This window comes from Nocardioides sp. URHA0032 (genome assembly GCF_000620645.1).
Taxonomy (GTDB): Bacteria; Actinomycetota; Actinomycetes; order Propionibacteriales; family Nocardioidaceae; genus Nocardioides.
This window is the reverse complement of the sequence record NZ_JIAV01000018.1, coordinates 336,947-354,809: the sequence shown is the minus strand read 5'-3', so window position 1 is coordinate 354,809 and position 17,863 is coordinate 336,947. Positions and strand designations below refer to the sequence as shown.

Sequence of the window (17,863 nt, the reverse complement as noted above, 5' to 3'; positions counted from 1 at the left end):
TAGGCGTCCGAGGGGTGCTTGCTGTGGACACGGGTTGCGCCCCTGCCACAACTCCGGTGGACTACTCCCCACTTCGACCGACGTGTCGACTGACGTGTGAATGGAGGCGCAAGGTGAGCGCGACCCCGGGTGGCGGACCCACCCAGACCGACGGGCCCGCCACGGGTCCGGCCGACCGACTGGGCTTCAAGCCCGGGATGGTCGTGCAGGAGCTGGGCTGGGACACCGACACCGACGACGACCTCCGGGTCGCCATCGAGGACAGGATCGACGCCGACATGGTCGACGGCGACTACGGGAACGTGGTCGACGCCGTCCTGCTCTGGTTCCGCAACGAGGACGGCGACCTCGTCGACAGTCTCGTCGACTCGCTCACCGACCTGGTCGGGGGCGGCGCCATCTGGCTGCTCACCCCGAAGGTGGGCCGCCCCAACTCCGTCGACCCCGCCGACATCGCCGAGGCCGCCCCGGTCGCGGGCCTCTCGCAGACCACCACCGCGAGCGTCAGCAAGGACTGGGCCGCCACCAGGCTGATCGCACCGAAGACGCCCGCCTGAGGGATTCGGCCTCGCCGGGACACGGGAATGGTCACTCGGGACCATCCCCGTCCGCGCTCGTTGCACGGGTGCAGACACCACGAGGAAAGGCAACGCGTGCTCCAGGACGTCCTCCAGAAGGTTCTCGGCGGGGCCTCCGCCACGGGCACCACCGCGAAGGTGCTCGGGCAGGCCGGCGTCCTGCGCCCGCACCACCCGGTGGCGCTGGCCAGGGCCGCCAAGGCCCTCCGGGACTGGGGCACCGGTCCCGCCGGCGGGTTCACCGCCGCGGCGCTGCTCGACCCCCGGCGTACGGCGATCGTCGACGAGCTCGGTGAGCTGACCTACGCCGACGTGCACCGCCGGTCGAACGCGCTGGCCCGGGCGTTCGCGGAGCTGGGCGTCTCCGAGGGCGACAGCGTGGCGCTGATGTGCCGCAACCACCGCGGCTTCGTGGACGCCAGCATCGCGACGGCGAAGCTCGGAGCCGACATCCTGTACCTGAACACCGCGTTCGCCGGCCCGCAGCTCGTCGACGTCCTCGAGCGCGAGAAGCCGACCGTGGTGGTGCACGACGAGGAGTTCACCAGCCTCCTGGAGAAGGCCGACGTCGGTACGTCGGTGCTCGGCTGGACCGACGGCGGCGCCGACGGCCACACGCTGGAGGCGTTGATCGACTCCCAGCCCGGCGACGACGTGACCCCGCCCGGACGTCACGGCCGGATCGTGATCCTCACATCGGGCACGACCGGCACCCCCAAGGGCGCGCCGCGCAGCGAGGCCGGGATCGACGCGGCGGTCTCGCTGCTGTCCCGGATGCCGCTGAAGTACGGCTGGCGGACGCACATCGCCGCGCCGCTGTTCCACACCTGGGGCTTCGCGCACCTGGCGATGGCGATGCTGCTCGGCTCGACGGTCGTGCTCAGGCGCCGCTTCGACCCCGAGCAGTGCCTGGCGGTGACCCAGGACGAGCGCTGCGACTCGCTCGTCGTGATCCCGGTCATGCTGCAGCGGATCATGGCCCTCCCTGAGGACACGCTGGCGCGGTACGACCTCTCCCGCGTGCAGGTCGTCGCCTCGTCCGGGTCGGCGCTGCCGGGCGACCTGGCCACCGACTGGATGGATCACTTCGGCGAGAACCTCTACAACATCTACGGCTCCACGGAGGTCGCCTACGCCTCCATCGCCGACCCGGTGGACCTCCGGGAGGCGCCGTCGGCCGCCGGCAAGCCGCCGTACGCGACGATCGTGAAGATCCTCGACGGGGACGGCCAGGAGCTGCCGGCGGGGGAGACGGGGCGGATCTTCGTCGGCAACGGGCTGCTGTTCGAGGGCTACACCGGCGGCGGCCACAAGGAGGTGGTCGACGGGCTGATGTCGACCGGCGACGTGGGCCGCTTCGACGAGAACGGCCGGCTGCACGTCGAGGGCCGCGACGACGAGATGATCGTGTCCGGCGGGGAGAACGTCTTCCCGAAGGAGGTCGAGGACTGCCTGATGCGGCACGCCGCCGTGGTCGAGGTGGCGGCCGTCGGCGTCGACGACGCAGACTTCGGCAAGCGGCTGCGGGCGTTCGTGGTGACCTCGAGCGAGGTGTCCGAGGACGAGCTCAAGGGACACGTGAAGGAGAACCTGGCGCGGTACAAGGTGCCGCGCGAGATCGTGTTCCTCGACGAGCTGCCGCGCAACGCCACCGGCAAGGTGCTCAAGCGGGAGCTCGACACCGACTGACCGCCCACCTCCTGCCGGGTGGGGCGCTGTCCGTGCCGGGTGGAAGACTGGTCGCATGACCGGTCTCGAGCTCGGCGGAGCAGCCCCCGACTTCACGCTGCGCGACCAGTTCGGCCAGGACGTCACGCTGTCGTCGTACCGCGGGAAGAAGGCGGTGGCCATCCTCTTCTACCCGTACGCCTTCTCCGGGGTCTGCACCGGCGAGATGGCCGGCATCCGCGACCGGCTCGCGGACTTCCTGACCTTCGACACCGAGGTGCTCGGGATCTCGTGCGACCCGGTCTACGCACTGCGCGCGTTCGCCGACCAGGACGGCCTGAACTTCCCCCTGCTCTCCGACTTCTGGCCGCACGGCGAGGTCGCCCGGGCCTACGACGTCTTCGACGACCAGCGGGGCTGCCCGAGGCGCTCGTCGTACGTCGTCGACCGGGACGGCAAGGTCCGCTGGGCGGCCCACAACGCGATGCCCGAGGGCCGCGACCTGGACGAGCACCTGCAGCAGCTGACGGCCGTGATCTGACCCATTTCACGCTCCGGTCTAGACCGGCCGGGCGGAAATCCTGCGGTTTTCAATCGAACCCGCGACAGCCCTTGAACGGCGCCTCTACTGTTGGCCTCGTTGAGCCGCAGGTGACCCGAGACGCCTGCGGTTCAACTTCATTTCCCGCTCCTCGGGTGCCGTAGTCTGTGCCCCGCTCCGACCGCGCGGCTCGGAGCCTCGGGCGTATAGCTCAGCGGTAGAGCACCTCCCTTACAAGGAGGTGGTCGGGGGTTCGATCCCCTCTGCGCCCACCAGTAAACCCGCAGGTCAGAGGCCGTTTTCCTCAGTTGAGGAAGGCGGCTTGTGTCGTACGTAGGGGTGTTTGACTACCTCTCTGACTACCGCAGGTCAGTGTCAGAGGGCTCCGAAGCCGTACGTGAGGTGACAAGCCTTACGGAGGAGCCGAACATGGCAGCACGGATGACCAAGCGCCCGGACGGGCGGTACGCGGTCAAGGTCACGACGCCGGATGGACCCAAATTCGCCTACGGCAAGACGCAGGCGCAGGCGCGGACGAAGGCCAAGGAGATGCAGGACCGGCTGAACGTGGGCGCGCCAGTGCGCGACTCGACGCGCTCGCTGGGCGAATGGCTGGACGAGTGGACGCTGACGTTCCTCAAGGCCAGCAACCGGTCCCGTAAGTACAAGAGCGAGCAGGCGCGGTACGTCCGGGTCTGGCTCAAGCCGCATCTGGGCTCGGTGCCGCTGAGCCGTCTGAACGTGGCAGACGTGACCCGCCTCATGCTGGCGATGGAGAAGGCGGGTAATCAGGCTGAGAGCCGCAACTGCTGTCTTAAGGCGCTCCGCGCGGCTCTTGATGACGCGGTGACCAACCGGCTGCTGGCGGTCAACGTGGCGCGAGAGATGAAAAGCCCCAAGGTTCCGATGAAGAAGGCGCGGGCGATGCGACCGGAGCAAGTCGGCGCGCTGCTGACTGCTGCTGAGGGACTTCGCTACGCGCCGATCCTCCGCTTGCTGCTCGCCACCGGGATGCGCAAGGGCGAGGTGTGCGCGCTCCGGTGGGCAGACGTGGACTTGGACCGCCGGGAGGCGCAGGTCAACGGCTCAGCGGACCGGGTGGACGGGCTGCTAGCGGTGAGCGGCGCTAAGACCGTCGAGAGCCTCCGTACGGTCAGCCTCGGGGATGCGGGAACGGCGCTGTTGAGGTCGCAGAAGGCGGCTCAGGCCGTTGAGCGGCTGGCCGCTGGGACTCAGTGGACCGACAGCGGATTCGTGTTCACCACGAAGTTCGGTGGTCCCGTGGAGCCGCGCAGCGCTGTGAACCGAACGGTGGAGATTGCGCGCGGGAAGGTGGGCCTCGAATGGGTCCACCCGCACACGCTGCGGCACACCTACGCCACCATCGCGTTGCAGAACAAGGTCCCCCTCCATGTCGTGTCGGAGAACCTTGGTCACGACGACCCGGCGTTCACGGCCCGCATCTACGCGCACGTCACTCAGGAGGCGGCTCAGGAGGCTGCTGACACCGTCTCAGCGGTCCTCGGCCTGTGACCTGACGTAGTCGTCTAGCGATACCCGCGTCACCAAGCGCCGGGAACCGACGCTCACGGGTGTGAGGTCTTGGCGCTTGAGCATCCGCCAGATGGTCGTCCGCTCGACGCCGAGAAGGCGTGCGGCCTCCTGCTGCGAGATGAGGAGGGGCGCTTCCATGTGCTGGTCGCTGTTGGGCATGCCCTACGTACGGCTCAGCGCCTCGAACGATGTGGGCCGGGTGAGTACGAACCTCGCGCCGATACTCCCCGCGCCTCCGGGGAGATTCCGACAGTCGGCGCGAGGGACTGCGCAGGACGCGATACCCAGCCGGAGGCGTTGCGTCCGGTCTGATCTGGTGGGCGGAGGACATCACCAGCGGCTGTGGGCTCCCGTCGGACGGAGCATCGGACGCGGGCACCCAATGGGGGAGGGCAACCCTCTTCTTCGGGGCTGTGCAGGGCATCCAACTGTCTCTTGGCTCGCTCTCCATGGCCTCGGCCTGAGCGACCTGTACGGCTCGGGATGGTGATGACCCTTCTAGGTCTATCGCCATGGGGGAGGGGTCGAAGAGCGCCCGAAACATCTCCCGGAGAATCCCGGCACGCAGAATCTAGGTGAGTCCCGTACGTAGGGCATGAACGACTTCAACTTGATGTCCGTCCCGCTGCCGAGCCCGCTCCGCGACTGCCAGATCAACGGGTGCCTGAACCCGGTGAAGCAAGGTATGGCGACCTGCTCGGCAGACCGCTCCGACCTTTGCTGGCCTACTGACGACGATGAGGTCCTGTTCGGTGGCGAGGGATGAAGGCTGCGATCGTGGCTCAGGTAGAGGCGCGGACGATCACGCTCCCGGCTGCCGACCACCCTCTGACCGACGACGAGATTCAAGAGCACTTCCGGAGTCTTCTCGATGAAGGCGTGTCGGCCTTCCGGGAAGACCCGGAGTACGTGGTGGCAATGGCCGAGGCCGCTGCTCGGATACAGGCTCGTCCGGCTCGCGTTGTTCCCTACCGTCCTCGGCCCTCCCGCGAGGCGGTGGCGCGGCGCGACGAGGAGATTACGGCCCTTGCTGACGAGGGACTCTCCGGGGCCGCGATCGCGAGGGCGCTCAATCTCGCCTCGAGCACGGTGTACGCGCGCCTCAGGCGCGTACGCAGGGCCGTGACCGACTCGGTCGATACTTCGCCGTGATCTACTCCGTGCTCCGTCATCGCGCGACGGTCAAGCGTGCCGAGCGCACCACCCTGAACGGCGAGCCGTTGAACGTGTGGTCCGTCGTGGACGGCGACGTTTGGTGCCTGCTCGACACCATCGGTACGCAAGCCGAAGCGTCTCACAGCAGCGAGGTTCAACCGACCCGTGGCCGTACGGCGCGGCTGCTGACCGCCTCGGGGGCTGATCTGAGACCCGGTGACCGGGTGACCCTGACCCGTGGCGCGGTGGGCAACTTCCGCGTTACCTCAGAGCCGGCGACCGTCTCGACATGCGCGGGCCCGCATCACTGCGAGTTCATCGTTGAGCAGGTCGCATGAGCACCCCGCTGGCCCGCCTCGCCGCCGACCGCATCCGCGAGGCTCTGCCCGGCCTCACCGTCTACACGGGTCCGGCTGAGGAGCGCGTGGAGGGCACCGGGTCCAGCGTGATCGAAGTTCTGACCCCCAGTTCATGGGCGCAGCCGAAGAACGGGGCCCGATGCCCAGTGCTTCACATCAACGTTCTGAGCGACCGGACGCGGGACCCGGACGGGCTGCCGCTCAAGGACGACGCGGACCAGCGCGCGTGGGTGGTCTGGGTGACGGTTGATGCCCTGTTCCACGGCACCGGGCGAGCGTGGGCCGACGTGCATTCGTCGTACCGCCGTGATGGCCCGACGCTCACCCTGATCCCTGACGGTGACCGTTCGGTGCTGCTGACCGCACGCTACGAAGTCGTCACCGACTGACTTGATGTCGCGGGAGCCCAATGCGCGGGCGTCCTGAGCCGGGCGGCGCGCCGCAGTCGGTGACCCGGATAGGGCTGTCACCCTGTGCGACATGGACGCGGACGAGGAGGCGCTGACCCTCCGGATCGGGCGAGTAGCCCGGGCGCATGTTGACCTCGACATCGCTCTCCGCAGCCTGTTCGGGACGTTGGTCTTTCCGAGTCCGGCCTTCTACCTCGCTGACGGCATCACCAGCACCAACCGGCTGGTCGCGGACTGTCGCGTGATGCTGAGTAGGACCGACATCGGGGCCGACCTGCTGGACGCAGGCCTTGATGCTCTCTCTGCCGCGAAAGTCGTGAACGAAGAACGGAACCGGGTGGTGCATGACATGTGGCTACCCGAGATAAGGCTCAACTCGGAGACGCCGCCCCGCTGGGAGGTGCTCCGACCGCAGAGGTTCCACAACGCCTCCTCGTCGGCGGCGGTGGTGTCGCGTGATCTTGACTCAGTCGAGTCAGTCCTCACCGCTCTGAAGCGGGTAACGCTTCGCATCTCCGGTCTCGACTCGGCGCTCTGGATGACGTTGCCCCACCTCATGAACGAGGTTGGGGAATCCCCGGGCGCGATGCCACTCAGCACTTGGATGTCGCTCGCCGCTGACGAGTTCGACCTGCTGGACGACGGTGCTTTTCGCGTGTCCGGGCACGAGCCCGTCCGGCTTCTCATGATTCCCGACGAGGACGACGACTGAGCGCGCCGATACTCGCTTCGACTCATGGAAGCGAGGGAGCGTGGACAGCAACATGTGTAGGCCGTGCCTCGACTGCGGGGAACTGGCCGAGGGCTCGCGCTGCGACGAGTGCGCTGCTGCTCGGGCTCGGCTTGTCGAACGCTCCCGCGTCCGCCTGTCTGGCAAGGAACGCGGCTACGACTACTCGTGGCGCAAGTTGTCGGCCCGTGCCCGCAGGCTCCAGACCTACTGCGATGAGTGCGGAGCGACCGAGGGCCTGAGTGCCGACCATCTGCCGATCGCTTGGCAGCGCAAGGCCGAGGGCAAGCCCATCCGTCTTGAGGACGTGCGGGTGTTGTGCAGGTCGTGCAACTCCTCTGCTGGTCCTGCTCGACCGGGATCGGAGCGTGCCCGTGACGCGGCGTGATCGAGGCATCATCGAGACCGGGTACGGGCTCGACAAGATGATCGCTGACCTCAGAGCGATGGGGCGCACGGAGGGTCTATCGGAGCGGCTGGCCGAGGTGACTGCGGCGTTCTGCGAGGGTCTGCGCGAGTCCATGCCGGTGCGGACCGGTCGCCTCAAGGGCTCCGGCTCGTGGACCTCGTCCATGCAGGGCGACGTGTACGAAGGCGAGGTCACGTTCGGAGGCCCCGTCGCGCCGTACGCGGCCTACGTCGTCGGGCGCGGCGTGAACGGCGAGCACCCGTGGGACGAGGTGCAAAGCGCTTTCGAGCCGATGTTCGAGCACGCGATCAACTCCGAGTTCGACCTCTGACCACGGGGCGTGGGGATGCGTTGTCCTTTACGGCGTCCGCGCGTTTAGGGCCGGACGCAGTTACACATCCGGGCTAGTGGAGGCCCTCAAGGCTCGCGAGATTCACAAGATCAAAGGACTTCCTGCTGCGGATGGTCTTGCCCGTCGCAAGATTGACGAAGCCGTACACATTCCTGACGCCCACGTCGCTGATCGTCTTGGCGAAGGGCACGGGATCGAGCAACCACGTGACTGCTTCGGCGTCATTGAGTCTATGCGCGCCGCTGGGCCCGTGCATGAGCGCCTGAGGAGGGTGGAACCCCGGCATGTTCTTCCACTTGCGGCCTTCGCGGAACGACACACCGAATGAGGTCACCGTGACCGGCAGGCGTCCCACATTGCTTGCCTCGATGCTGAGAAGCCACCTACTCGGACCGCTAGGCGTGACCGGAAGTGAGTTGGCGAGGCCGACCTTGACGCGCGGGCCCGAGAGAACGTGTGCCCAGACCTGCGCGCACAGGGCAGCGATACCCGTCAGCGCTCCGACAACCGCGATGGCGAGCGTCCAGTAGTCGAGTGCTGTCGGGTCAGTCATCCGTAGGCCTCCAAATTTGCTTGAGCGCAGACGCTAGCGGACACGCGCCGATACTCCGCCGGTGAAGGCCGGTCCCAAGTCAGCAGCGTCTGCGCGAGCGCTGGCAGTTGGTGACCTTCCGGAGGCAGGTCCTGACCGGGTCATCGCGTGGATCGAGAAGTTCGTTCGCACGCCGAAGGGCACCGGGGCTCGTGAGCCGATGGTGCTCCGCGAGTGGCAGCGCGAACTCATTCGGGGCGCGTTCGGTGAGCCACGTCCTCGGCTAGCCCTGTGGTCGCTGCCTCGCGGACAGGGCAAGACGACGCTGGCCGCCGCGCTGGGCCTCAATGCGCTCTTCTCCGGTGAGGAGGGCGCGCGGGTCTATGTCGTGGCCGTGGACGAGCGACAGGCCCGGCTGACGTTCGACGCTGCCGTTCGGATGGTCGAACTGTCGGAGCCGCTGTCCAAGCGCGTGCAGTTGTTCAAGGACAAGATCGTTGTCCCGCGTACCGGCTCGGTCTTTCAGGTGCTCTCCGCGACCCCGGCGAACCTCGAAGGTCTCGACCCGTCGCTGATGATCCTCGATGAGATTGGCGTCATCGACCGACGAACCTACGAGGTCGCGGCCCTCGCGTCCGGCAAGCGGGAGTCGTCGCTGACGTTGTGCATCGGCACTCCGAGTCCGGACGCGTCGGACTCGGTGATGTACGACCTGCGAGCCGCCGCGCTCGCCAACCCCGGCGACCGGTCGATGTACTTCCGGGAGTTCGCTGCGCCGGACGGCTGCGAGATTGACGACGAGTCGGCATGGGCGCTCGCGAACCCGGCTCTCGGGGACTTCCTGCACGCGGACGCGATGCGCGCTCTGCTGCCACCGAAGATCCGTGAGGCGACCTTCCGCCGCGCACGGCTGGGTCAGTGGATCGTCTCGGCAGACGACGTGTGGATCACTCCGCAGGAGTGGGCTGGGCGCGGCACGGGCGAGGCCATCGAGGACGGCGCTGACGTGGTGCTCGCACTCGACGGCTCCTTCTCCCAAGACAGCACCGGGCTGGTCGTGTGCCGGATCGGGGATGTTCCGCTGCTCGATGTCGCCGGTCACTGGGCCAATCCGGGCGACCCGGAGTGGCGGGTGGACGTGCTGGCGGTCGAAGACGCGATCCGGGAGGCCTGTCGGCGCTGGCGAGTCGCTGAGGTGACCGCTGACCCCTACCGATGGAACCGGTCGTTGCAGGTGCTCGCCCGCGACGGCATCCGGGTCTCTGAGTTCCCGCAGTCCGCGCAGCGGATGACCCCGGCAACGCTCGCCCTGCGTGAGGCGCTCACGAACGGCACGGTGGCGCACTCGGGCGACCCGGCGCTTGCTGAGCACGTGGCGAACGCCCGCGTTGCCGAGGACCACCGGGGCACGCGGTTGACGAAATCGAGCAAGAAGAGCGAGCAACGCATCGACCTCGCCGTGTGCGCGGTGATGGCGCACGCGCGAGCGGTGCATTACGCGACGAAACCGAAGCGGACCCGGAGGGTGGCTGCGTTTTGACCAGTCAGATTGAGAAACTGAACCAGCGGCTCGATGCGCAGGGGTCCCGGGTGCGCCTGCTTGAGCAGCGCTATGCCGGAGAGTCGCCGCTGACCTTCCTCAGCCCCGAGGCCAAGCAAGCGTTGGGCAACCGGCTCAAGGCGTTGTCGGTGAACTTCTGCGCTCTTGCAGTCGATGCGCTGGCTGAGCGGTTGCAGGTCTCCGGCTTCCTGATCAACGGCACCCACGACGAGAGCCTGTGGGAGGCGTGGCGGTCGCTGGGCATGGAGGACGGCTCCGCACAGGTCCACGTGGACGCTCTGGCAGTCGGGCGGAGCGCGGTCACGGTCTGGGGTGACGGCTTCGGCCCGACCGTCAACCCGGAGGCCCCGGCGCAGATCGTGACGGACCGTCACCCGGTGACGCGCGAGGTCGTGGCCGCGTGGAAGCGTTGGACAGCCGACGGCAAGGCCTACGGGGTGCTCTACGGCCCCGAGGCCGTCGTCTCCTACGTCAGTAAGGCAGGAGTGCCCGAGGGCGGGACGGTCCCGCCGACCGGCTGGGAGCAAACCGACCGATTGCCGAACCCGCTGGGCGTGGTCCCGGTGGTGCCGTTCACCAACCGGGGTCGAGTCGCGGACGTGCATGGAGTCTCGGAGATGACCCCGATTGCCGACCTCAACGACGCGCTGGTCAAGGTCATGACCGACTCGCTGGTCTCCTCCGAGCACACGGCCCGTCAGCGACGCTGGGCGACCGGTCTTGAGGTTGTGGAGGACGCAGACGGCAACGCGTTGAACCCGTTCAGCGACGAGAGCACCAAGTTGTGGCAGTCCGAGGACCCCGAGACGAGGTTCGGCGCGTTCCCGGGCGCTGACCTGTCGTCGTACGGCTCGCTGGTCAACACGATCACGCAGCAGATCGCGGCCCTGTCTGGGCTCCCGGCGCAGATGCTCGGCATGAACGCCGATCAGGCCACTTCCGCCGACGCGATCCGTGCCGCAGAGGCACGGCTGGTTGCCAAGGCTCACGCCCGGATGGTGACCTTCGGGCGGTCGTGGGCTCAGGTCGCCTCACTGATGCACGCGGTGACCCACGGTGGCGACCCCCGCCGTGTCCGCGCCGAGGTCGTGTGGTCGGACCCCTCCACGCGCAGCGAGGCCGCGACCGCCGACTCAGTCACCAAGTTGTTGAACGCTGGGATCATCCCGACCGCCGAGGCTCAGGCCCGGTTGGGCTACTCACCGGAGAAGATCGCGGACTTGGCCCGGCAAGGTGCCGCTGAAACTGCACTCCGGGTCTCCGCTCAGACGCCCGCGACGCCGAGGCCCGAGGCGGCATGAGCGAGTACGCCCTAGAAGACCCCGCACCCGAGCCCCTGCCCCAATGTCGGGCCGATTGCTCGTTCATCCGCACTGCCCGTCCTTTTGCCTGAAGGAGTCACCATGACCGAACCCACCTCCGAGACCGTCGCCCCCGAGACCATCCAAACTGAGTCGGACACGTTCCCGAGGTCGTACGTCGAGGAACTGCGCGCCGAGGCCGCAGAGCACCGCACGAAGGCGAGGGAGGCCCTTGATGAGGTCGGCCCGCTACGCGAGGCCTTGCGAGTCGCCTACCTCAAGCAGGGAACCGCAGGCGTTCTGCACGACCATGCCGACCTGCCGTGGTCAGACGAGTTCAACGACCCCGAGACTGGCCTTCCCGACGTAGCGACGATCAAGGCTGCCGCCGGGGCCTTGGCCGCCGACAAGCCGCACCTAGCGCGCGTCCGAGGTGACGCCGGACAGGGCTTCCGGGGTGATGCCAGTGACGCGGTGGACCTCGCCCACCTTCTGCGCGCGGGCGCGTAGGGGAACTGGCCGATACTCCGTTGGCGGTGCGGGTCTCTTGGTCGATGTCCCCGTGCCGTCCTCCGGAGAACCCCGCTCGGATCATTGCGCCGAGCGGGGTTTCTCATCGGTCCCAGCCCAGCCTCCCTTTACTCGTCATGGTCCTTCGGGCCCAGACTGCGGCGTCGTCCATCTACGTCTTGGCGCGGGTGTGCTGCTGGTTGCTCAAGTTGCCGGTCTTGCAGTCCACATCGGTTGAGATTGTGGACCCGTCGTCCTGCTCCGCGATGACATGGACACGGTCGGGCTTGTTCGCGAATGGGCGGATCAAGAACGGAATGTGAGCACATGCCTCCTTGATGTCGCGGTCCAACTCGGCTGCGTCGCTTGGAGCGTCATCCGGGGAGTAGGTGAGCGTCGGAGTCGTTTCGATGAGGCCCGGAGACGGCAGGAGTGGCACGTAACTCAATACGTACATCGCGGCGACGAGCAGGACCAGCGAGCCAATGACCTTCATCCACTTCTCCTCCCGGTTTTTCCGGAGCATTCCACCGGTCCGCGACGCCTGAGAGCGAAACCGGTGAACTCAGTTGACGTTGCGCGCTGACCCTGCCGCCGATACTCCCGGCGACCGCACCGCTGACGGGTTGATCCCGCGAGTGATGTAAGCGCAGACGGCCAGATGCCTGACGCGAGTCCATACCGACTCGTAGAACAGGCACCCCGCCATGGCCGTCAGCACTACCTCCGCCAACGAACTCACCGCCGAGCAGGTTCAGAGAATCCTGATCCAGCCGCTTGAGGACCAGTCCGTCATCCTCGCCAGCGGTGTCCGCATCTTCGACACGAACGGCTCCCCGGTCCGCATCCCCAAGATGGGACCGGCTACCTCTCCCGGCTGGTTCGGGGAGAACGAGCAGATCGGGGAAGTGAACCCGACCTTCGATGAGGTCACCCTCCTTCCCGAGACGATGCAGTCTCTGAAGACCCTCACGCGCTACTCCAACGAGTTGGCGCGACAGGCCATCGTCGCTCTCGACGCTGCGCTGAAGGCCCGGTTGGTAAAGGACGTGGCCGACGTACTCGACCGGCAGTTCATCGCCGGAGAGGGCGACGAGGGCGACGGCACGACTGCGGGCACGGCACCCGTCGGGCTGCTCAACATGGCCGACACCACCGAGTTGACCGGCGTCGGTGCCCTCGCGCTCGATGACCTGCACGACGCCGAGGGCGCGGCTCTCGCCGCTGACGTGGACCCGACGCGCCTGCGCTGGATTATGCGCCCGGAGACGTTCATCAGCCTTCGCAAGATCAAGGACGGTCAGCAGCGCTACCAGATTCAGCCTGACCCGACCGAGGCCGGGGCCTACACGCTGCTGGGTCACCGGGTGACTGTCACCAAGCGCATCCCCGTCGTGGACAGCACCACGGACACGACCTCAGTCATCCTTTGGGACCCGAGTCAGGTTGCCGTCGCGCGTGACCTCGCGCCGAGCGTGAAGGTGCTCGACCAGACGTTCGCGGCCTACGACCAGCAGGCGCTCCGCGTGGTCTGCCGGATGGACATCGGTGCGTTGAACTCTGAGGCCGTCGTCGTCCTGCGCGGCGTGAACGTCTGAGTCATGGCGACGATCCCGACAGGGCCCGACGTGCTCGCGTGGGCAGGGCTGCCTCAGAACGACGTAGCCCTGTCCATGCAGGCCGACAAGCACGTGAGCGCAGTCGCTCACATGATCTGGGCGTACACCAACGGCAAGGGCTTCCAGTCTCCCGGCAACAACCAACTGATGATCGACAACAATCCGACCGTCGTCATCGTCGCGCCTGAGATCCGGAGCGTGATCCTGTCGGCAGCCGCGCGCTCGCTCAGCAACCCCACGCAGGCCCGCAGGATCGAAGCGGGCAGTTACAGCGAATTGCCCGGTTCGCTGGCCTCGTGGTCACTGCTGGAGACGCTGACTCTGAACCGCTTCCGGAGGCGTACCGCCTGACCTGCACAATCAGCCTCGCCGCGAGCAGATCCACCCCTAGTCTTCGGCCATGAAGATCGCTGGTTCCCTCTTACTCGGGGGCGCGTTCCTTGTGGCACTCGTACTCTCGCTGAGTCCGACCCATGTCACGTTTCTTGGGACTGAGGGTTCGTGTGGCATCCCGATCGTGACCGCGTTTCAGGACACGTCACAGGCAGACGACTTCGGGTTGAGCGAGCAATGCCGACGCCAGTCTGTCGTCCGGTTCTATGAGGCGGGCGCTGTCATGATGACCGTCGGTCTAGCCGGAGGGATCATGCTCGCGGTGAGCCCGTCTGAAGCGGAGCGGCAGCGGCGTCAGTTCCAAGAGTGGCAGGCGTGGACAGCCCACCAAGAGCATGCGCGCCAGTGGGCCGACTACCAACACCGGCTGGCTGAGTGGGAGCGGCAGAACGGATCGCAACAGTAGGAAGTCCCCTCCGGCTACCGCGCCAACGCGCTGGCTGAGGGGCGGCCCTGTCGGGCTGACTACCTTTTTGACTACTTTCTGAGCCGAAGTTGCTCTGTTTCTAGATGTTGCAGTCTGCTGCTCGCTGAGCGCGGCGAGGCCGAAAAGGGCATCTGACCTGCGCATACGCGCTACAGTGCAACCTCAAGCAACACCGAGCAACACGGCTCTGGATGCCCCACCGCTCCCTTACAAGGAGGTGGTCGGGGGTTCGATCCCCTCTGCGCCCACCACTGCCCGTCGGCGCGCGGATCCGCGAACGGGTATCGATACCCGTCATTCGGACGGTGTGGGGCCGGTTGGGTCCCTGTCAGTGTCGTCTCGGCTCACCCAGTGCTGCGTCATGCCCTCGTTCCGAGCGGCTCGTGATGACTCCCCAGCCGCCGATGAGCCGCCATCCCCCGAACCCCCGAAGGAGTAGTCCATGAAGCGCGCCCGCGTTTCTGCGCTGGCCGGCCTCGCTGCCGTCGCCGCCCTCATCACGACCACCCCCGCACTGTCCGCCGACGCCGCCCCGGCGCCCCGCACGGCTGCCGCCACCACCGCGACCGCCCCGAAGGTCATCGGCATGTCCGCCCCGGCCGGGATGTGGAGCCAGCGGATCTCCGAGGTCGGCGCGTGCGGCGTGTCCGCCCGTCGCGTCTTCGCGAACCTGCAGTCGGACGGCCGGGCCCAGTCCTCGGTCATCTCCCAGGCGGTCGCCGCCCGCCAGATGCCGGTCATCTCCTACAAGGTGCCGAGCGTCGACACGCTGATCAACGGCGGCTACGACTCCTGGCTCAAGGCCACCCACAGCTACCTCGCCGGCCTCAACGTGCCGGTGACCGTGACCTTCTGGCACGAGCCGTCCGGCGACATGGACCCGGCCAAGTTCCGCGCCGGCTCGCAGAAGTTCCTCGACATCATGAAGTCGTCCACGACGCCGAAGATCGAGGTCGGCCCGATCCTCAACGGATGGCTGCTCGACAACAAGGTCGCGGAGTTCACGAGCTTCACCAGCAAGTCGCTGCTCACCCAGTGGGACTTCGTGGCCGTCGACTCCTACCAGTCCGGCACGGCTGCCGCCCCCGGCACCAAGCTCCCCGCTCGGGCCGTGCCGCTGCTGGCGACCTGGATGGACCAGCAGGGCTTCGGCAGCAAGCCGATCGGCCTCGGTGAGTACAACGGCTTCACCGCCGCCGCGATCAAGGCTGCCGGCGAGGCGATCCTGTCCACGCCGGAGGCGTGGTTCGGCCTCGCCTGGAACAGCGACGGCGGCACCAAGTACGCCCCGCTCGAGGGCGACCGGCTCGCCGAGTTCGTGAAGACCAAGGCCGACAGCCGCGCCCTGCACGACAGCGGCTGCTGATCCGACGCCGTCCGGCCGGTGGGTTGCGGGACATCCACCGGCCGGCGGCGTCATCCTGCCGCCGGCCCGTGACCGGCGTAGCTCCCGTCCGTCGCCGTCTGCCGCGTCGCCCAAGCCGCGATCATCGTGCGCGAGGTGAACCCCAGCTTGCGCAGGATGTTCTCGACGTGTCCCTGCGCCGTCCGGACCGAGACGACCAGGCGCTCGGCGATCTCGCGGTTCGACAATCCTTCGGCCACGAGGGCCGCGACCTCGGTCTCGCGCTTGGTGAGCGGTGAGGGCTCCGCCGCGTCCTCGAGCGTCTCCGGCCCGAGCTCGCCGGTGAGCGCGTACCGGATCACGCGATCCCGGGAGATCTCCGCGCCGAGCCGGAACGACCGGCGGAACTCCGCCTTCCCCATCCGGCGGCGCGCGTCGTGCACCCCCCGCCAGGGCGAGGACGCCTGGCAGAACGGGTTGCCGGTCTCGCGCATCCCGATGTCGTTCCAGATCGCGTGGGCCGCGCCGAGCAGGATCGCCGACCGTTCGAGGTCGGCGTCCTCGAGGGCGATCCGGGCCAGGAGGTCCAGGACCACGCCGATGCCCATCCGGTCGTCGAGCTCGGTCTTCATCCGCAGTGCCTCACTCGCGTCCACGGTCGCGCGGGGCAGGTTGCCATCGGCGAGCGCGAGCTCCGCGAGCCCGGCGAGCGCCAGCGACCGGCGGAACGTCTCGCCCAGCTCGGTCGTCCGGGCGATCACGTCCTCGTGCACGCGCTCGGCGGCCTCCCGGTCACCGGCCATCCCCAGGCACAGTCCCTCGACGAACAGGGCCAGGAACTCGGCGTCGTCCCCGTCCCGCAGCAGCTCGACGGATGAGCGCGCGGCGGCGACGGCCCTGTCGACGTCGCCGTCCCACGTGGCAAGGATGGCGCGCAGCACCTGGGTCAGCCCCCGGGCCTGGTCGTCGTCGGCGGCCTCTGCCTCCGCGTCCGCCTGCCCGAGCCAGTCCAGCGCCTCGGACAGGTCGTTCTGTAGCCCCGCGAACCGTGCCGCCATCACCATGGCCATGGCCCGCAGAGCCGGCTTGCCGTGGTGGCCGGCCAGGCCGATCTCCAGCCAGTGCCGTGCCTCGTTCGCCAACCCCGTGGTCACCCAGAAGGCGTCGAGGTCGGTGGCGATGGTGAGCACGAGCTCGCCCAGCGAGTCCTCGGAGCTGCAGAACTCGAGCGCCGCCCGGATGTTCGCGTGCTCACGGCGCGCCTGGCGCAGGAGGGCGCCCTGCCGGCTCCCGACCCACAGCGACCGGAACCCGGCGGCCAGCTCCGCGATCCAGTGGGCGTGGCGGCCGCGCCAGTGCCCGAGCGTGCCGTCCTCGACGAGCCGTCGCCACCCGTAGGCCGCGAGGTACGCCGGCATCGTGTACCGGACCGCCCCGTCGTCGCTGTGCGCCGCGGCGACCACGCACTTGTCGACCAGGGAGGCGACCAGGCCCGGCACGTCGGACGACGCGAGGTCGTCGTCGACGCAGACCGCCTGGACCGCGTGCAGGTCGTAGCCGTCGGCGAAGACCGACATCCGGCACCACAGCGCGCGTTCCGCGGTACTGCACAGGTCGTAGCTCCAGTCCGCGGACGCTGCGAGGGAGCGATGTCGTGGGGGCGCGTCGGCGTACCCCTGGTCGAGGAGGGCGAGGTGGTCCGCGAGCTGGACCAGCATGTCGCCGGGCGCCAGCGCGGCGAGCTGTCCCGCGGCCAGCTCGATGGCCAGCGGGATGCCTTCGAGCGCGCGGCACAGCTCTCCCACGGCTGGCGCGTTCTCGTCGGTGAGCCGGAAGTCCGCGCCGACGAGCGATGCCCGGTCCAGGAAGAGCAGGACGGACTCGTACTGCCCGGCGGTCCGCGCGGTCAGCGGCGCTCCGGGCTCGGGCACCGACAGCGGAGGCACGCGGACCACGACCTCCCCCGCCATCCCGAGCGTCTGGCGGCTGGTGACGAGGACGCGGAGGTTCCGGCACTCCGCCCGCAGGGCGACCAGCAGCCGCACCACCTCGGGCAGCTCCCGCTCGCACCCGTCGAGCACCAGCAGCGCTCTCCGGTCGGCGACGTGGTCGGCGATCAGCTCGGTCAGCGGCACGGCGGACTCGGCTCGGAGGTCCATCGCCGTAGCCACCGTGGGCACCACGAGGTCGGCGTCCGGGACTGCGTCCAGCTCGGCCCACCACAGTCCCTCGCTGAAGGTCCGAGCGCCTTCCTCGGCGACCTGCGCCGCGATCCGGGTCTTCCCGATCCCGCCCCAGCCCGTCAACGTCACGAGGGGGTACTCGGCCAGCCGCTGCCTGACCTCGGTGAGGAGCGACCGTCGGCCGATGAAGGACGTGTACCTCGGCGGCGTGATGATCCTCAATGGTAGGTACGGCA

Annotated in this window: 20 protein-coding genes and 1 tRNA gene; 17 read left to right on the top strand and 4 right to left on the bottom strand. The window is 68.2% G+C overall.

Annotated elements, in window-relative coordinates; all coding sequences use genetic code 11:
• Positions 1-113 precede the first annotated feature (113 nt).
• The 5 genes from N538_RS24460 to N538_RS0108575 all read left to right on the top strand — a co-directional run bounded on the left by N538_RS24460 (position 114) and on the right by N538_RS0108575 (position 4,320).
• The gene (locus tag N538_RS24460) at positions 114-557 is read left to right on the top strand and encodes a DUF3052 domain-containing protein (RefSeq protein ID WP_036569861.1); all 444 of its coding nucleotides are present in this window, start codon (positions 114-116) and stop codon (positions 555-557) included.
• A gap of 96 nt (positions 558-653) precedes the next feature.
• Complete coding sequence (locus N538_RS0108590) at positions 654-2,267, top strand: AMP-binding protein (protein WP_028636975.1); 1,614 nt, start codon at positions 654-656, stop codon at positions 2,265-2,267.
• Between the two features lie 55 nt (positions 2,268-2,322).
• Entirely contained in the window at positions 2,323-2,787 is a 465-nt protein-coding gene (locus N538_RS0108585; RefSeq protein WP_028636974.1) for a peroxiredoxin, read from the top strand.
• Positions 2,788-2,987: 200 nt separating this feature from the next.
• Positions 2,988-3,062: transfer RNA gene (locus N538_RS0108580), tRNA-Val, on the top strand.
• 154 nt (positions 3,063-3,216) lie between these two features.
• A complete protein-coding gene (locus N538_RS0108575) occupies positions 3,217-4,320 on the top strand; it encodes a tyrosine-type recombinase/integrase (RefSeq protein WP_155992018.1) in 1,104 nt (367 codons plus the stop codon).
• On the opposite strand, the gene N538_RS29680 is transcribed toward N538_RS0108575, so the two are convergent.
• Positions 4,300-4,479 (bottom strand): helix-turn-helix domain-containing protein, encoded by a 180-nt coding sequence (locus tag N538_RS29680; RefSeq protein ID WP_028636972.1) that lies wholly within the window; start codon positions 4,477-4,479, stop codon positions 4,300-4,302. The genes N538_RS0108575 and N538_RS29680 overlap by 21 nt on opposite strands.
• A 624-nt stretch (positions 4,480-5,103) precedes the next feature.
• Between N538_RS29680 and N538_RS0108560 the strand changes: the two genes are divergently transcribed.
• The 5 genes from N538_RS0108560 (at position 5,104) to N538_RS0108540 (ending at position 7,735) form a co-directional block, all read left to right on the top strand.
• Positions 5,104-5,493, top strand: coding sequence for a hypothetical protein (locus N538_RS0108560; RefSeq protein ID WP_028636971.1), 390 nt, complete (start codon positions 5,104-5,106; stop codon positions 5,491-5,493).
• Positions 5,490-5,834 (top strand): hypothetical protein, encoded by a 345-nt coding sequence (locus N538_RS0108555; protein ID WP_028636970.1) that lies wholly within the window; start codon positions 5,490-5,492, stop codon positions 5,832-5,834. Before N538_RS0108560 ends, N538_RS0108555 begins: the two co-directional genes overlap by 4 nt.
• Positions 5,831-6,244: a hypothetical protein gene (locus N538_RS0108550; protein WP_028636969.1), complete on the top strand. Its 414-nt coding sequence runs from the start codon at positions 5,831-5,833 to the stop codon at positions 6,242-6,244. The genes N538_RS0108555 and N538_RS0108550 overlap by 4 nt, the downstream gene beginning before the upstream one ends.
• A 91-nt stretch (positions 6,245-6,335) precedes the next feature.
• Positions 6,336-6,977, top strand: coding sequence for a hypothetical protein (locus N538_RS0108545; protein WP_028636968.1), 642 nt, complete (start codon positions 6,336-6,338; stop codon positions 6,975-6,977).
• A gap of 386 nt (positions 6,978-7,363) precedes the next feature.
• Entirely contained in the window at positions 7,364-7,735 is a 372-nt protein-coding gene (locus N538_RS0108540) for an HK97 gp10 family phage protein (protein ID WP_028636967.1), read from the top strand.
• A gap of 73 nt (positions 7,736-7,808) precedes the next feature.
• Here the strand turns inward: N538_RS0108540 and N538_RS0108535 are convergent, their stop codons facing one another.
• Positions 7,809-8,309: a hypothetical protein gene (locus N538_RS0108535; RefSeq protein WP_028636966.1), complete on the bottom strand. Its 501-nt coding sequence runs from the start codon at positions 8,307-8,309 to the stop codon at positions 7,809-7,811.
• A gap of 61 nt (positions 8,310-8,370) precedes the next feature.
• On the opposite strand from N538_RS0108535, the gene N538_RS0108530 reads away from it, so the two are divergent.
• From N538_RS0108530 to N538_RS0108520, 3 genes are all read left to right on the top strand, one after another.
• The gene (locus tag N538_RS0108530) at positions 8,371-9,828 is read left to right on the top strand and encodes a terminase large subunit domain-containing protein (RefSeq protein ID WP_028636965.1); all 1,458 of its coding nucleotides are present in this window, start codon (positions 8,371-8,373) and stop codon (positions 9,826-9,828) included.
• A complete protein-coding gene (locus N538_RS24455; protein ID WP_051549004.1) occupies positions 9,825-11,150 on the top strand; it encodes a phage portal protein in 1,326 nt (441 codons plus the stop codon). Before N538_RS0108530 ends, N538_RS24455 begins: the two co-directional genes overlap by 4 nt.
• Positions 11,151-11,252: 102 nt before the next feature.
• Complete coding sequence (locus N538_RS0108520; protein ID WP_051549002.1) at positions 11,253-11,660, top strand: hypothetical protein; 408 nt, start codon at positions 11,253-11,255, stop codon at positions 11,658-11,660.
• 172 nt (positions 11,661-11,832) lie between these two features.
• On the opposite strand, the gene N538_RS0108515 is transcribed toward N538_RS0108520, so the two are convergent.
• Positions 11,833-12,156 (bottom strand): hypothetical protein, encoded by a 324-nt coding sequence (locus N538_RS0108515; protein ID WP_155992016.1) that lies wholly within the window; start codon positions 12,154-12,156, stop codon positions 11,833-11,835.
• 211 nt (positions 12,157-12,367) lie between these two features.
• Here N538_RS0108515 and N538_RS0108510 point away from each other — a divergent pair, with 211 nt between their 5' ends.
• The 4 genes from N538_RS0108510 (at position 12,368) to N538_RS0108495 (ending at position 15,465) form a co-directional block, all read left to right on the top strand.
• The gene (locus tag N538_RS0108510; RefSeq protein ID WP_028636962.1) at positions 12,368-13,258 is read left to right on the top strand and encodes a phage major capsid protein; all 891 of its coding nucleotides are present in this window, start codon (positions 12,368-12,370) and stop codon (positions 13,256-13,258) included.
• A 3-nt stretch (positions 13,259-13,261) separates the two neighbouring features.
• The gene (locus N538_RS24450; RefSeq protein ID WP_036569857.1) at positions 13,262-13,630 is read left to right on the top strand and encodes a hypothetical protein; all 369 of its coding nucleotides are present in this window, start codon (positions 13,262-13,264) and stop codon (positions 13,628-13,630) included.
• 49 nt (positions 13,631-13,679) lie between these two features.
• Positions 13,680-14,078: a hypothetical protein gene (locus N538_RS0108500; protein WP_028636961.1), complete on the top strand. Its 399-nt coding sequence runs from the start codon at positions 13,680-13,682 to the stop codon at positions 14,076-14,078.
• A gap of 463 nt (positions 14,079-14,541) precedes the next feature.
• Positions 14,542-15,465, top strand: coding sequence for a hypothetical protein (locus N538_RS0108495; protein ID WP_028636960.1), 924 nt, complete (start codon positions 14,542-14,544; stop codon positions 15,463-15,465).
• Positions 15,466-15,515: 50 nt separating this feature from the next.
• Here N538_RS0108495 and N538_RS0108490 read toward each other — a convergent pair whose 3' ends face one another.
• Complete coding sequence (locus tag N538_RS0108490; protein ID WP_028636959.1) at positions 15,516-17,849, bottom strand: ATP-binding protein; 2,334 nt, start codon at positions 17,847-17,849, stop codon at positions 15,516-15,518.
• Positions 17,850-17,863: the final 14 nt, after the last annotated feature.